General features: G+C 59.8%; 12 protein-coding genes and 2 tRNA genes. 7 read left to right on the forward strand and 7 right to left on the reverse strand.

What is annotated here, in order from left to right:
- The 3 genes from ACSQ17_RS03365 to ACSQ17_RS03375 all read left to right on the forward strand — a co-directional run bounded on the left by ACSQ17_RS03365 (position 1) and on the right by ACSQ17_RS03375 (position 2,123).
- Positions 1–693, forward strand: coding sequence for a pseudouridine synthase (locus tag ACSQ17_RS03365; protein WP_436067584.1), 693 nt, complete (start codon positions 1–3; stop codon positions 691–693).
- A gap of 376 nt (positions 694–1,069) precedes the next feature.
- Positions 1,070–1,954, forward strand: a complete 885-nt coding sequence (locus ACSQ17_RS03370; protein ID WP_436067585.1) for an alpha/beta fold hydrolase — start codon at positions 1,070–1,072, stop codon at positions 1,952–1,954.
- A gap of 95 nt (positions 1,955–2,049) precedes the next feature.
- Positions 2,050–2,123: transfer RNA gene (locus ACSQ17_RS03375), tRNA-Gly, on the forward strand.
- Positions 2,124–2,174: 51 nt separating this feature from the next.
- On the opposite strand, the gene ACSQ17_RS03380 is transcribed toward ACSQ17_RS03375, so the two are convergent.
- Together ACSQ17_RS03380 and ACSQ17_RS03385 are read right to left on the reverse strand one after the other, a co-directional pair.
- Positions 2,175–3,557, reverse strand: coding sequence for a heavy metal sensor histidine kinase (locus tag ACSQ17_RS03380; protein ID WP_436067586.1), 1,383 nt, complete (start codon positions 3,555–3,557; stop codon positions 2,175–2,177).
- Positions 3,554–4,225 carry a heavy metal response regulator transcription factor gene (locus ACSQ17_RS03385; protein WP_436067587.1) on the reverse strand — a complete coding sequence of 224 codons (672 nt, stop codon included), beginning with the start codon at positions 4,223–4,225 and terminating at the stop codon, positions 3,554–3,556. The genes ACSQ17_RS03380 and ACSQ17_RS03385 overlap by 4 nt, the downstream gene beginning before the upstream one ends.
- Before the next feature lie 147 nt (positions 4,226–4,372).
- On the opposite strand from ACSQ17_RS03385, the gene ACSQ17_RS03390 reads away from it, so the two are divergent.
- Together ACSQ17_RS03390 and uraH are read left to right on the forward strand one after the other, a co-directional pair.
- Positions 4,373–4,873: a GlcG/HbpS family heme-binding protein gene (locus tag ACSQ17_RS03390; RefSeq protein WP_436067588.1), complete on the forward strand. Its 501-nt coding sequence runs from the start codon at positions 4,373–4,375 to the stop codon at positions 4,871–4,873.
- Between the two features lie 14 nt (positions 4,874–4,887).
- On the forward strand, positions 4,888–5,298 hold the full coding sequence (gene uraH, locus ACSQ17_RS03395; RefSeq protein ID WP_436067589.1) for a hydroxyisourate hydrolase: 411 nt from the start codon (positions 4,888–4,890) through the stop codon (positions 5,296–5,298).
- A 121-nt stretch (positions 5,299–5,419) separates the two neighbouring features.
- Here uraH and gdhA read toward each other — a convergent pair whose 3' ends face one another.
- Both gdhA and ACSQ17_RS03405 read right to left on the reverse strand, forming a co-directional pair.
- Positions 5,420–6,757 carry an NADP-specific glutamate dehydrogenase gene (gene gdhA, locus ACSQ17_RS03400; protein WP_436067590.1) on the reverse strand — a complete coding sequence of 446 codons (1,338 nt, stop codon included), beginning with the start codon at positions 6,755–6,757 and terminating at the stop codon, positions 5,420–5,422.
- Between the two features lie 328 nt (positions 6,758–7,085).
- Positions 7,086–7,160: transfer RNA gene (locus ACSQ17_RS03405), tRNA-Arg, on the reverse strand.
- A gap of 123 nt (positions 7,161–7,283) precedes the next feature.
- Between ACSQ17_RS03405 and ACSQ17_RS03410 the strand changes: the two genes are divergently transcribed.
- Positions 7,284–7,763 (forward strand): GNAT family N-acetyltransferase, encoded by a 480-nt coding sequence (locus ACSQ17_RS03410; RefSeq protein WP_436067591.1) that lies wholly within the window; start codon positions 7,284–7,286, stop codon positions 7,761–7,763.
- A gap of 121 nt (positions 7,764–7,884) precedes the next feature.
- Here the strand turns inward: ACSQ17_RS03410 and ACSQ17_RS03415 are convergent, their stop codons facing one another.
- Together ACSQ17_RS03415 and ACSQ17_RS03420 are read right to left on the reverse strand one after the other, a co-directional pair.
- Positions 7,885–8,937 (reverse strand): Glu/Leu/Phe/Val family dehydrogenase, encoded by a 1,053-nt coding sequence (locus ACSQ17_RS03415; protein ID WP_436067592.1) that lies wholly within the window; start codon positions 8,935–8,937, stop codon positions 7,885–7,887.
- A gap of 107 nt (positions 8,938–9,044) precedes the next feature.
- Entirely contained in the window at positions 9,045–12,512 is a 3,468-nt protein-coding gene (locus ACSQ17_RS03420) for an indolepyruvate ferredoxin oxidoreductase family protein (protein WP_436067593.1), read from the reverse strand.
- A 201-nt stretch (positions 12,513–12,713) separates the two neighbouring features.
- Between ACSQ17_RS03420 and ACSQ17_RS03425 the strand changes: the two genes are divergently transcribed.
- Entirely contained in the window at positions 12,714–13,181 is a 468-nt protein-coding gene (locus ACSQ17_RS03425) for an Lrp/AsnC family transcriptional regulator (RefSeq protein WP_160088079.1), read from the forward strand.
- Between the two features lie 108 nt (positions 13,182–13,289).
- Here ACSQ17_RS03425 and phnN read toward each other — a convergent pair whose 3' ends face one another.
- Positions 13,290–13,871 (reverse strand): phosphonate metabolism protein/1,5-bisphosphokinase (PRPP-forming) PhnN, encoded by a 582-nt coding sequence (phnN, locus tag ACSQ17_RS03430; protein WP_436067594.1) that lies wholly within the window; start codon positions 13,869–13,871, stop codon positions 13,290–13,292.
- Between the last annotated feature and the right edge of the window lie 169 nt (positions 13,872–14,040).

A 14,040-nucleotide genomic window follows, 5' to 3' on the forward strand; every position in this document is an offset into this window, starting at 1 on the left:
ATGCGTCTCGACCGCTTTCTCAGCAACCAGCCCCAGCTCAACCGACAAGCCGCCCGCCAGTTGCTGGTCAACGGCCGCGTACGGGTGGATGGCACGGTAGTTGGCGATGGCCTGCACGAGGTCAGCCAGTTCAGCCGCATTGAGCTGGACGCACAACTGCTGCAAGCCGGCAAACCCGCCCGTTACTTTATGCTGCATAAACCCATCGGCGTGGTCAGCGCCACCGCGCATGAACAGCATCGCACGGTGCTGGATCTGCTCGACGAACCGGACAAAGCCGACCTGCACCTGGCCGGCCGCCTGGACCTGAATACCAGCGGCCTGCTGCTGATCACCAACGATGGCCAATGGTCGCGCCGCCTCACCGAGCCGCGCAGCCGCCTGGGCAAGGTCTACCGGGTCGAAACCGAACAACCGATCACAGCCGAATACATTGAGGTATTCGCCCGCGGCCTGTACTTCGCCTATGAAGACCTCACCACCCTGCCCGCCGAACTGGTCATCCTCGGCAGCCATAGCGCCCTGCTGACCCTGCACGAAGGCCGCTACCATCAAGTCAAACGCATGTTTGGCCACTTCCAGAACAAGGTCATCGGCCTGCACCGCCTGAGCATGGGCAGCATCGAACTCGACCCGCTGCTCGCCCCCGGCCAGTACCGCCCGCTCAGCAGCGCAGAAATTGCCAGTTGCTAGGCGCAAGATTGCCCGCACGCATTTTGTGCAGAAAGGCAAATTAGCGCTTGTCAGCCCTTCACGCGGCTGCTTAAATCAAACCATAAGGTCTTAACGTGACTCAACAGTCACGAAAGCCATCTAAGTGCTCCATCGGTTACTTGCGCACTGCGCAAAATGGGTTCCTGCCTGGTCAAAGACGCCGTTCCACACCTGCCAAAAGGTCGTGGATAGATGCTCTATTTCAGCCCTAACTGATTGAAAATAAATAACTTATAAAATCCTCCAGCCTGACATCGTGCTGTCACGTCCAGGCGCTTTCCTGACTGTCCTACTTAGCCCGGCTCAACGGCCCCGCCGTTCTGCCAAGCCCATTTTTGCGCCAGGAGGAAACGACATGAAACCAGCCATTGCTGTCGTCGATATACACAGGACGTTCAAGGTACACACGGAGTTCTACGCCAACCCCAGCGCGCGCAAGACCATCATCCTGATCAACGGCTCGCTGGCCACCACCGCCGCGTTCGCGCAAACCATCAAGTACCTGCAACCGCAATTCAATGTGGTGCTCTACGACCAGCCCTACGCCGGCCAGTCCAAGCCGCATAACAGCCATACCCGGCCAATCAGCAAGGAGGATGAAGCAGCGATCCTGCTGGAGCTGATCGAACAGTTTAAGGTCGACTACCTGCTGTCGTTCTCCTGGGGTGGCGTCGCCGCCATGCTGGCACTGGCGCAGCGCCCTGCGCGTATCGAAAAGGCGGTGATCACCTCCTTCTCGCCGCTGCTTAACGCGCCGATGCTCGATTACTTGGAAAAAGGCATGACCTACCTGCAGGCCACCGATGGCGAAAATGTCGGACAACTGGTCAACAGCACCATCGGCAAGTACCTGCCCTCGCTGTTCAAACGCTACAACCAGCGCCATATCAGCAGCTTGGACAGTCACGAGTACCTGCAGATGCACGCGCACATCAACCAGGTGGTACACATGGACAACCACTGCCAGATGGACTGCCTGGCGGCCATCGACATACCGCTGCTGTTTATCAACGGCGAGCACGACGAATACACCTCGCCAGATGACGTGCGCCTGTTTGCCGAGTATCTGAGTGACTGCCAGTTCGCCACTATCGACAACGCCGGACACTTTCTCGATATGGAACACAAAAAGGCCTGGCTGCAGAGTCAGACGGTGATGCTCAACTTCCTGCAGGCCCCGGTACGCAACAACTCCAGCTACCGCCCACAACACAACCAGCACCACGCGATCGCCGTATGACGCGCCGCCACGCCTCAAGCCTGCAGCACCTATCCACAGATAGCCGCGCTGCAGGCTTCATTTCGGCCAAGACTTCCGGTATAAAGGCACCCGCTGCGGGTGTCGTATAATGGTAATACCCTAGCTTCCCAAGCTAGAGCCGTGGGTTCGATTCCCATCACCCGCTCCAAATCGAAGTTTCTAAAGCCCTGAATTCTCTACAGATTTCGGGGCTTTTTGCTTATTGGTTCAAGCGCGCGCTGTTCAGCGGAAATAACAGGCTAAAGCTCGTGCCCGCTGCAGTGCTGTCAACGCTGACCTGCCCGCCATGAGCCTGCATGATCGAACGTACGATAGCCAAGCCAAGGCCACCTGAGTCATCAGGCTGATTACGTGAAGGGTCGCAGCGGTAAAAGCGCTCAAACAAACGCGGCAGGTGTTCGGCGGCAATCGGTTCACCGCAGTTATGCACGCTGATCTCGCACGCACCTTCGCGTATAGCGCTGCTGATGGTCACCACACTGTCTGCGCTGCCATAACGCAACGCATTGGCAAGCAGGTTAGCCAGTGCCCGTCGCAACAAGTGCGGATCTGCGATCAATGTGCCGCTGGCCTGGTTGATCAGCTCAATGCTGCACTCCTGAGCCATACCCTCGAAGTACTCATAGAGCTGCGCAACCAGCTTGTGCAGCTCGAGCGTTTCACGGTTGATCGTGGCATTCGCATGCTCGGTGCGCGCCAGGAACAGCATGCTGTCGATCATCCTCGCCAGGCGCTCATATTCTTCAAGGTTGGACACCAGCAAGTTCTGGTATTCATCAACCGAGCGTTTACGTGCGAGGGTTTGCTGCGCGTGCCCCATCAGATTACCCAGTGGGGTACGCATCTCATGGGCCAGGTCTTCGGAAAAGCGCGAGAGCTGGGCAAAGCCATCCTCCAGACGAGCGAGCATCTGGTTGAGGGCATGACTGAGCGCTTGTAGCTCACTCACATCATTAAACTCCTCCAGGCGCAAATACAGATGCTGCACGTCAATCGCGGCGGCGCGCATCGCCAACTGGCGCACCGGACGCAAGCCCCGCTGGCTGACCAGCCAACCGAGTACGAACGCCAGCACAGCCCCAACAATCAAGGCCAGCCAGAGTTTTAGGCGATAGGCGGCGAGCATCTGCTCACGCTCACTGAGCAACTTACCGGCAATCAGGGTCAGGCGTCGCTCACCACGGTTTACATCCAGCCAGGCCAGGCGTAACGACTCGCGGCCAGCACTATCACCCAGGGTTGCTTGCGGGGCTGGACGCACTTCTGGCAACGGTAATAGCGCCGGGTTGATCTCGATCAGCCGCTGCCCTGCGTCATCGATAATCCACAACAGGCTATCGCGATTGCCCAGCATGTTTTCATAGAGCTGCGGCCTGCTACGCAGGGAGTCGATGCTCTTGCTGTCATCAAGCAAGGCTTGCATGCGCTCGAGTCTCCCGAGCAAGGCTTGGTCATCGCGCCAGGCGATTTCGCGTTGCAGTGATTGGTACAGGTAAAAGCCAATCGAGCCCAATATCAACGCACTGACCAGCGCGAACATCAGCGCCAGACGCACACTCAGCGTGCGTGGCCATAGCCTCATACCTGCACCTCAAGCATGTAACCCATGCCGCGCACGGTATGAATCAACTTCAGCGGATAAGGGTCGTCGACCTTGGCACGCAGGCGGCGGATGGCAACATCGACCACATTGGTATCGCTGTCGAAATTCATCTGCCACACCTGCGAGGCAATCAGCGTACGCGACAACACCTCGCCTTCTCGGCTAAGCAGCAGGTGCAGCAGGGCAAACTCCTTATTGGTCAGGGTAAGGCGTTCGCCATTGCGCATGACTTTGCGCCGCAGCAGATCCAGATGTAGGTCTGCGACCTGAAACTGCTCGACTTCACGCGGCGGACCACGGCGTAACAAGGTGCGCACGCGGGCCAGTAGCTCGGCATAGGAAAAAGGTTTGACCAGGTAATCATCGGCGCCCAGCTCCAAGCCTTTGACTCGGTCCTCAACTGCATCGCGTGCCGTCAGAAACAGCACAGGGGTTTGCCATTTACGCCGAATGATCTGCAACAGCTGCCAGCCATCCAGGCCGGGCAACATGACGTCAAGGATGATCAGGTCGAATTCGTGCTCCTGCACCAGGTGCTGGCCATCCAGGCCGTTCAGGGCAATTTCGACCCGATACCCTGACTCGCTCAAGCCTTTGCTCAAGTAATCCGCCGTTTTTACTTCGTCTTCGACCACCAGAATTCGCATCTTTTCCTCCAGCACTGGCGCATAGCCTAGGCCGATCTGCGCGGCGCTCCCATTACAAATTGGTAATCCAGGCGCAATCGGTTTGACGGCGGCAGCTGGGCAGTATGGCCAGCAATCGCTCAGCTGAGCCTAACCCTGGAGAACGGCATGCTTACCCGTAACGCCACCCTGTCATTACTCGCACTGGCCATGAGTGCATCCGCCGCATGGGCCGCTAACGCAGAAGTTGCCCAACGCCAGGACATCACCCTGGCACTGGCAAATGACCTGCTCAGCGCCACGCTGGCAGCGTGCCATGCCGATGGCCGCACTGGCGTTGCCGCCGTAGTCGACCGTGGTGGCAACCTGGTTGCTGTACAGCGTGACGACAATGTCGGCCCGCACAACACCCTGGCGGCGCAGCGTAAAGCCTTTACCGCACTGTCGACCAAAACCGAGACACGCCTGCTGGCCGAACGTGCCCGCAACAACCCGGACGCCGAGAACCTCAACACCCTCGATGAGCTGCTACTACTCGGCGGCGGCGTGCCATTGAAGATTGGCGATCAGGTCATCGGTGCCATCGGCGTGGCGGGCGCCGGCGGTGCTGAAATTGATGAAGGCTGCGCGCTGAAAGCCATTGCTCAAGTTTTACCTACCACTCACTAATTAGGAGTCACACCATGAAACTGTTGAAAACCCTGTTTGCCGGCGCCGTATTCAGCGGCCTGTCCTCCCTGGCCCTGGCGGCAGGCAACCCGCTGAGCGTGCACGTGCTGAACCTGCAAGACGGCCTGCCTTCGCCGGAAGTCAGCGTGACCCTGGAAAAACAGGACGGTAAAAATTGGAACATGCTCAACAACGGCACAACCAACGAGCAAGGCCGTATCACCGCCCTGTACCCGGAAAACAAAGCGCTGGAGAAAGGTACCTACCGCGTCACCTTCAAGACTGGCGAGTGGTTCAAAAAGCACGCCACTGCGAGCTTTTTCCCGGAAGTACCGGTGATTTTTGAAGTCGACGGCACCGTGCCGCACTACCACATTCCGTTGCTGCTCAGCCCATACGGCTTCTCGACCTACCGCGGTAACTAAGCCGCCAGAGGCCGGCTAATGCACCGCGCAGTCATCGGCGCATTAGCTTAGAGCGAATAAAAAATGCCCGCATTGCGCGGGCATTTTTTGTTGGTGGCAGACGTACTTGGATCGACGCAGGTTAGACCACACCCTGTGCCAGCATGGCGTCAGCAACTTTGACGAAGCCGGCGATGTTGGCACCTTTGACGTAGTTGATCCGGCCGTTCTCTTCGCCATAGCGCACGCAGGCGCTGTGGATGCTTTGCATGATGCTGTGCAGGCGCTCATCCACTTCACCGGCGGTCCAGTTCAGGCGCATGGCATTCTGGCTCATCTCCAGGCCGCTGGTGGCCACGCCACCGGCATTGGATGCCTTGCCTGGGGCAAAGCAGATGCCGGCTTCAATAAACAGATCCACTGCTTCCAGGGTCGACGGCATGTTCGCGCCTTCGGCCACGCAGAAGCAGCCATTGCCCAGCAGAGCCTTGGCATCCTCTGCGTCCAGTTCGTTCTGCGTGGCACATGGCAGGGCAATGTCACAAGGCAGGTGCCAAGGGCGCTGGCCAACCAGGAAATTCAGTTTGAAATGCGCGGCCATCTCGCTGAGGCGGCCACGGCGCACGTTCTTCAGCTCCATCAGGTACTGCCACTGCTCTTCGGTCAAACCGTCCGGGCTGTGCAGAGTACCTTCGGAGTCCGACAGGGATATCACCATGCCGCCCAGTTCCATGACTTTCTGCGCCGCATACTGGGCCACGTTGCCGGAGCCGGAAATGGCCACGCGCTGCCCTTCTACGCCGCGGTTAATGCGTTTGAGCATTTCCTGAGCGAAATACACGCAGCCGTAACCGGTCGCTTCCGGACGGATCAGGCTACCGCCGTAGGTGATGCCCTTGCCAGTCAGCACCGAGGTGAACTGGTTGGCCAGGCGCTTGTATTGGCCGAACATATAGCCAATCTCGCGGCCACCCACACCGATATCACCAGCCGGCACATCCAGGTCGGCGCCAATATGTCGGTACAACTCGCTCATAAATGCCTGGCAGAAGCGCATCACTTCGTTGTCGCTTTTGCCCTTCGGGTCGAAGTCCGAACCGCCCTTGCCGCCGCCCATGGGCAGCGAGGTCAGCGAGTTCTTGAACACCTGTTCGAAGGCGAGGAACTTGAGCACGCCGAGGTTGACCGAGGGGTGGAAGCGCAGGCCTCCTTTATAAGGACCAATGGCGCTGTTCATCTGTACCCGATAGCCACGGTTGACCTGCACACGCCCGGCATCATCAACCCAGGACACGCGAAACAGCACCACGCGCTCAGGCTCGACCATACGCTCGACGATACCGGCTTGCAGGTAACGCGGGTTGGCTTCCAGAAATGGCCACAGTGAGCGCAGCACCTCTTCCACCGCCTGATGAAACTCCGGCTGGTGAGGATCGCGCTGCTTCAGGCGGGAGAGGAAAAGCTCGACGGATTCGCTCATAGGGGTACCCCAACAGTGCCCATAGACCGGGCAGATCGACTGAAAAGTGCGCCGCACTCTAGCAGCCACAAAGGCACCGCAACAGCGCAAAATGTCGCCTTGATGAATCTTTTTGGTGCATTGACATAAAGTGACCGCTCTATTCAGCACATAATCGCGGGCAATCGAATGCGCAAAATAAGGGCGATTGCGCACGAATTTAAGGCAATAGCGCTATATAAGGGACTGAGGCGCATCCCGGCAGTGCGTATTGTGGTTATCGTTGGGCAGAGGATCGGCTTCAGTGCAGAGCAAGCTGGCGACGGCAGTTGGCCGCGACTGAGAGAGATGGCGTTCCCAACTGGATTCGAACCAGTATCTAGCCCTTAGGAGGGGCTTATTCTATCCATTGAACTATGGGAACCGAGGCTGGATAGACGGGCCACCAGCGGGCGGCATCTTAGCGAGACTCGGCCGCTTTGTCATGCCACCGCCATCATCCCCGCGCCATACTGCCAACTGACGGTCATAAGGAGAGGAGATCACCATGCGTGCCACCGTTTCGCATCATCTGCCGGACTCGCCCTTTGCCGACTTTCAGCTGCGCGCAGCCAGCATGACTGATGCCGCTGCCCTGGCAGCCCTGCTGCAACAACTGGCCCCGCAAGAGCCACGTGGCGATGCCAAACTGCTGGCCCTGCGCCTCAGCGAGCTGCCGGTAAGTCGCGTGGTGCTGGTGGCCGAGCGCGATGGCAAATTGCTCGGCACCTGTACCGTCAACCTGATTGAACACCTGGCGCACAACTTCGCCCGCTCGGCGATTGTTGAAGATGTGGTGGTGGATGAAGCAGCGCGTGGCCTGGGGATTGGCCAGGCGCTGATGGGCAAAGCCATCGAACGCGCCCGCGCCTGGGACTGCTACAAGGTCGCGCTGTCCAGCAGCCTGAGCCGCGAAGCCGCCCATGCCTTTTATGCCGGCCTGGGTTTTAAACCGCACGGCATTAGCCTGGCGCTTAAGCTGGACTAAAAGCAGCCAACGGCTTTTGTAGGAGCGGGCCATGCCCGCGAATCGATGCTGACCTGAGAGCGTCGCGGGCATGGCCCGCTCCTACGAGTTTGGTTTTGTAAAACCGCCCATTTAGCTGTTTTTAACGACCGAAGCGCTCTTCGGCCAACTGATCAGCAACCTCCACCGTGGTTTGACCACTGGCGGCTGCACGCTGGAAGATCTGTTCCAGGGTCGCGCCGATGCCTTCGATATGGGCCTTGAGTTGCCCTGCACTGCCGCCACTGCGACCGTAGTAGACATCAATAATGCCACCGGCATTGATTGCGTAATCCGGCGCGTACAGGCAATCGTTGCGGCGCAAGGTTTCCGCCAGGCTGGCATCTGCCAGTTGGTTGTTGGCGGCCCCTGCGATAATCGGCGCGCGCAGGGCTTCCAGGGTTTGCTGGTTGATAATGCCGCCCATGGCGCAGGGTGCGAACACATCCACATCCAAACCGAAAATCGCCTGCTGGGTGACGGCGGTTGCGCCCAGCTGCTCGACCGCACGGCGCACATTGGCTTCGACGATATCGGTTACCCACAGCTCGGCCCCGGCGGCTTTCAGCTGACGGGCCAGGTCGAAGCCAACCTGCCCCACTCCCTGGATCGCGACTTTCAAACCGTGCAGATCATCACGACCCAGGCGGTGTTTGACCGCGGTCTGGATGCCGATAAACACCCCATAAGCAGTGGACGGTGACGGGTCGCCATTGCGCGTGCCGCCAGCGAAGGCTTCGCGCAGTTCGGCGCCGGATACGTGGCGCGTGCGCTCGGCCATGATCTGCATTTCCGCAACGCCGGTGCCGGAGTCAGCGGCGGTGATATAGCGCCCGCCGAGGCTGTCGACAAAATCGCCCATGGCCTGGAACAGCGCCGCGCTCTTGCCGGTATGCGGGTCGCCGATGATCACCGCCTTGCCGCCGCCCAGCGGCAGGTTGGCCAGGGCCGACTTGTAGGTCATGCCGCGCGACAGGCGCAGCACATCACGCAGCGCTTCATCGTCATTAGCGTAATTCCACATGCGGCAACCGCCGAGGGCCGGGCCAAGGTTGCTGTTGTGAATGGCGATAATCGCCCGCAGGCCGCTGGCCTTGTCGTGGCCGTAGACCACCTGTTCGTGGTAGTCGAAATCGATATGGGAAAACACGGACATGGGAGTTCCTTGATGGTTCTTGTTGTAGGAGGTGAGCGACTGTAGGAGCCAGCTTGCTGGCGATCCGCTGGTGATCGCCAGCAAGCTGGCTCCTACAGGGAGGTGGCTTATGCAGCTGGTTCGAACAACTGCACCGCTGCGATCTCGCTGACGGTCATACGTGCTTTAAGCTGAGCGCTCTGCTCACTCACTTTGGCCAGGCTGCGTTCCTTGACGTGGCCATAGCCGCGGATCTGCTCCGGCAACTCAGCCAGGGCCAGAGCAGTGCGGTAGTTGTCGGCGTTGAGCTCCTTGAGCAGGTAGTCCAGATCCTGCTCGTAGTCGTCGATCAGCTGCAGCTCAAGCCGGCGCTCGGCGCTGTAGCCGAACAGGTCCAGCGGTGTGCCACGCAAGAACTTGAATTTGGCCAACACGCCGAAAGCCTTGAGCATCCAGGCGCCGAACTGACGTTTGCGCGGCTCGCCGGTGCTGGCGTCCGGCTTGCTCAGCCAGGACGGAGCCAGGTGGAACTCCAAGCGGTAATCGCCAGTGAACTGCGCCTCCAGCTGACGGATAAAGTTGCCGTCGCTGTACAGCCGCGCCACTTCGTACTCGTCCTTGTAGGCCAGCAGTTTGAAGTAGTAACGCGCCACGGCCTTGCTCAAGGCTTGGTCCGCGCTCTTGTCGACCTGCTGCACCCGCGCCACCTGCTCGCGGTAGCGCTCGGCGTAAGCTGCGTTCTGGTAGGCGGTCAGGCGCACCACGCGGTCAGCGATGATTTCTTCCAGGGTTTGGCAATGCGGCGCTTCGATCACCTCTGGCTTGGCCAGACGTTCCACGGCGACCACATCATGGGCGGTACGACGGCCCCAGAGGAAGGCCTGCTGATTGAGCTGCACGGCCACGCCGTTAAGCTCGATGGCCTTGTTGATGGCTTCGGCGGAAACCGGCACCAGGCCCTTCTGATACGCGAAACCGAGCATAAACAGGTTGGTGGCGATGCTGTCGCCGAGCAGGCGCGTGGCCAGGCGGCTGGCATCGACAAAGTGGGTTTTGCTCGCGCCGACCGCTTCGATCAGCGCCTCGCGCATGGCCGCGCCAGGCACCTGAGCATCGGGGTTGCGGGTGAATTCGGCGGTGGCCGCTTCATGGCTGTTGACCACCGCATGGGCGATCTTGTCATTCAGCTTGGCCAATGCCTCTTCACTGGCCGACACCACCAGATCGCAGCCGAGCAGCAGGTCGGTTTCACCAGCGGCGATGCGCACGGCAAAGATATCGTCCTGCTTGGCGGCAACGCGGATATGGGTGATCACCGGGCCGAACTTCTGCGCCAGGCCAGCCTGATCGAGCACACTGCAGCCCTTGCCCTCGATATGCGCAGCCATGCCGAGCAACGCGCCGACTGTGGTGACACCGCTACCGCCGACACCCGGCAGGAGGATATTCCAGGGACGATCCAGCGCCGGTTGTTTGGGTTCTGGCAAAGCAATAAACAGCGCGCTCAAGCCCACTGCTTCCGGCTTGCGCAGGTTTCCGCCATGCACGGTGACAAAGCTTGGGCAGAAGCCTTCAACGCAGCTGAAATCCTTGTTGCAGGAGTTCTGGTCGATCTCGCGCTTGCGCCCCAGTTCGGTTTCCAACGGCAGCACCGACAGGCAGTTGGATTTCACACTGCAATCGCCACAACCCTCACACACCGCAGAGTTGATAAAGGCACGCTTCTGCGGATCAACCAGCTTGCCGCGTTTGCGCCGACGGCGCTTCTCGGTGGCACAGGTCTGGTCGTAGATGATCACCGAGCAGCCCTTGAACTCGCGCAGCTCGCGCTGCACGGCGTCCAGATCACGGCGATGGTGGAAGGTGACGATGGGCGCGAAGGTGGTGCGGGTTGGGTACTTCTCCGGCTCGTCGGTGACCAGGGCAATGCGTTTCACCCCTTCGGCATACACCTGCTGGCTCAGTTGATCGACACGCAGTTCGCCGTCGATGGGCTGGCCGCCGGTCATGGCCACGGCGTCGTTGTAGAGAATCTTGTAGGTGATATTCACCCCGGCGGCCACAGCCGCGCGCAGGGCCAGCTGGCCGGAGTGGAAGTAGGTGCCGTCACCCAGGTTCTGGAAGATATGCGGCGTATCGGTAAACGGCGCCTGACCGATCCAGGTCGCGCCCTCGCCGCCCATCTGGGTAAAGGTGTCGGTGTTGCGGTCCATCCACTGGGTCATGTAGTGGCAACCGATACCGCCCTGGGCGCGGCTGCCTTCCGGCAGTTTGGTCGAGGTGTTATGCGGGCAGCCGGAGCAGAAATGCGGAGTGCGCACGGTGGTGTGCTTGGGTGCGGCCAGCGAGGCTTCCTTGGCCGCGAGAAAGGCCAGGCGCTCTTCAATCTGTGGGCTGCTGTAGATCGGCGCAAGGCGTTTGGCGATGGCGCGGGCGATCATCGCCGGGGTCAGTTCGGACAGGTTAGGCAGCAGCGAATGGCCGGCTTCGTCGAACTCACCCACCACCACCGGGCGCTTGCCCACGGGCCAGTTGTAGAGCTGACCGGTGAGCTGGTCTTCGATGATGCTGCGTTTTTCCTCGACCACAAGAATTTCGTCCAGGCCATCGGCAAATTCATGCACGGATACTGGCTCCAGCGGCCAACTCATGCCGACCTTGAGCACGCGCAGGCCGACCTGAGCGCACAGCGCTTCATCCAGGCCGAGATCATCCAGGGCCTGGCGCACATCCAGATAGGACTTGCCGGTGGTGATAATGCCCAGGCGCGGATTGGGCGAATCGAGCTTGATCTGGTTGAGGTTGTTGGCCAGCGCAAAGGCACGGGCGGCGTAAATTTTGTAGGTATTGAGGCGCGCCTCCTGGGCCAGGGGCGGGTCCGGCCAGCGGATATACACGCCGTCCTCCGGCAGCTGGAAATCCTCGGGAATCTTCACCTGCATGCGCAGCGGGTCGACATCCACAACGGCAGAAGAGTCGACGTTCTCGGCGATGGTTTTCAGCGCCACCCAGCAACCGCTGTAGCGCGACAGCTCCCAGCCGATGATGCCGTAATCGAGAATTTCCTGAACGTTGGCCGGGTTGAGCACCGGGATCGAGGCGGCGATAAACGCATGCTCGCTCTGATTGGCAATGCTCGAGGATTTGCAGCCATGGTCGTCACCGGCCAGCAGCAGCACGCCGCCATGCTCAGAGACGCCGGCCGAGTTACCGTGTTTGAACACATCACCGCAACGGTCCACACCCGGACCCTTGCCGTACCACATGGCGAACACGCCGTCATAGCGTGCACCGGGGAACAGGCTGGTCTGCTGGCTGCCCCACACGGCGGTGGCCGCCAGCTCTTCGTTGACGCCTGGCTGGAAGTGGATGTGATTGTCCTTGAGGTACTGCTTGGCGTCCCACAGGCTCTTGTCGAGGTTGCCCAGTGGCGAGCCTCGGTAGCCGGAAATAAAGCACGCGGTATTCAGGCCATGCGCTGCGTCGCGTTGCTTCTGCAGCATGGGCAGACGGGTCAGTGCCTGGGTGCCGGTCAGGTAGAGGTGACCGGTAGCAAGGCGGTACTTGTCATCCAGGCAGATCTCGGCCAGAGACATGGTGGTGCTCCTGTTATTTTTATCGAGAGCTGGGTTGGCAACGGTGAATGCCACCCTTGTTAAGCCTAGTGCGGGATCACCCCACCAGGCGTATGGCCAAGAATATGACCGAGCAGTACGGAGATTTTCTTTCTATTTACGGGTTAAAAAGCCAATACTGCGCATGAAATTTCCAATAAACAAAATAATCCAGGAAAAATCATGCAGGACTTGCTTAGCCCCATTGATCGGAAAATTCTCCGCCTGCTGCAACACAACGCCGACCTCTCCGCCGCCGAGATCGCCGAGAAGGTCGAATTGTCACAATCGCCCTGCTGGCGGCGGATTCACCGCATGCAGGAAGACGGCATCATCGAGCGCAAGGTGGCCCTGCTCAGCCACAAGCAGTTGGGCTTCAGCATCACCGTGTTTGTCGATATCAAACTCTCAGCCCACGGCCGCAGTAACCTGGAAGAATTCGAACGCGCCGTGGTCGGTTACCCCGAGGTGCTGGAGTGCTTCACCATGGCCGGCGGCTCGGATTACCTGCTCAAGGTGGTGGCCAAAGACATCGCCAGCTACGAGCGCTTTCTGCGCGACCACCTGCTACAACGCCCACACGTGCACGAAGCGCACTCGCATATCGCCATGAGCGAGGTTAAGCGCACCACCGAGTTGCCATTGGATTGAAGGCTCGTACTGAGAACACCTTAGGGGCGCACAGCGCGCCCGGCACGCCCACCCTTGCATCTCCGGGCGTCAAAGCTATCGGTGAGCGAGCGCCCATACCGTGAAGACTTAGGCGTATGCGCGCGCCTCGCTCAGCAGTTGTAACAACTGAGTGACGGTCTGTTCGAGAGGGCCGGAATTGTCGAGCAGGTATTGCGACTTGGCCTCTTCCTTTTCTCCAAAGGAGCGCGACAGCAGTTGCAGTTCGCGACTGCGCGCCAGGCGCGCTTCTATCTGTTGCGCACTTTCCCGGCCGCGCGCCAAAAGGCGCTGACGCAAAGCAGCCTCATCCACCTGCAGCAGGATGGCCAGCAGCCCAGGATAGCGCTCACGCGCTTGAGGCAGATAACCGCGTGAGCCATTGACCAGCACATCCTGCCCCGCTGCCAGCCAGGCGTCGATCTGCCGAGGGATGCCATAGGCCAGGCCATTGGCGCGCCAACTCAGAGCAAAGGCACCGGCGGCTTCCTGTTGATCAAACTCAGTCGGCGACACGCCGATGGCGTCCTCACCCAGCGCTTCCGCCGAACGGGTAATGACCCGCCGGGCAATTACACAACCGCGCTCGCCCAGGCGCTCACGCGCGGCATTCAGCAGGCTGTCCTTGCCCGAGCCCGAAGGCCCCATCAGATAGATCAAGCGGCCGCTCATCAGAACACCTTTTTCACTTGTCACCGAGCTTACTGAATCAGCGCCTGACCATTTCGCGGTTACAGCGCAGTTGAAAGCCGTCGCATGGTACAGAACAAGATAGAGAAACCGCGTATCAGGACGATCAATTAGGCATGACCCAACGTGACCATTGCTAAATGGTTTTCCG

Source organism: Pseudomonas sp. LjRoot71 (genome assembly GCF_964253255.1).
Taxonomy (GTDB): Bacteria; Pseudomonadota; Gammaproteobacteria; order Pseudomonadales; family Pseudomonadaceae; genus Aquipseudomonas.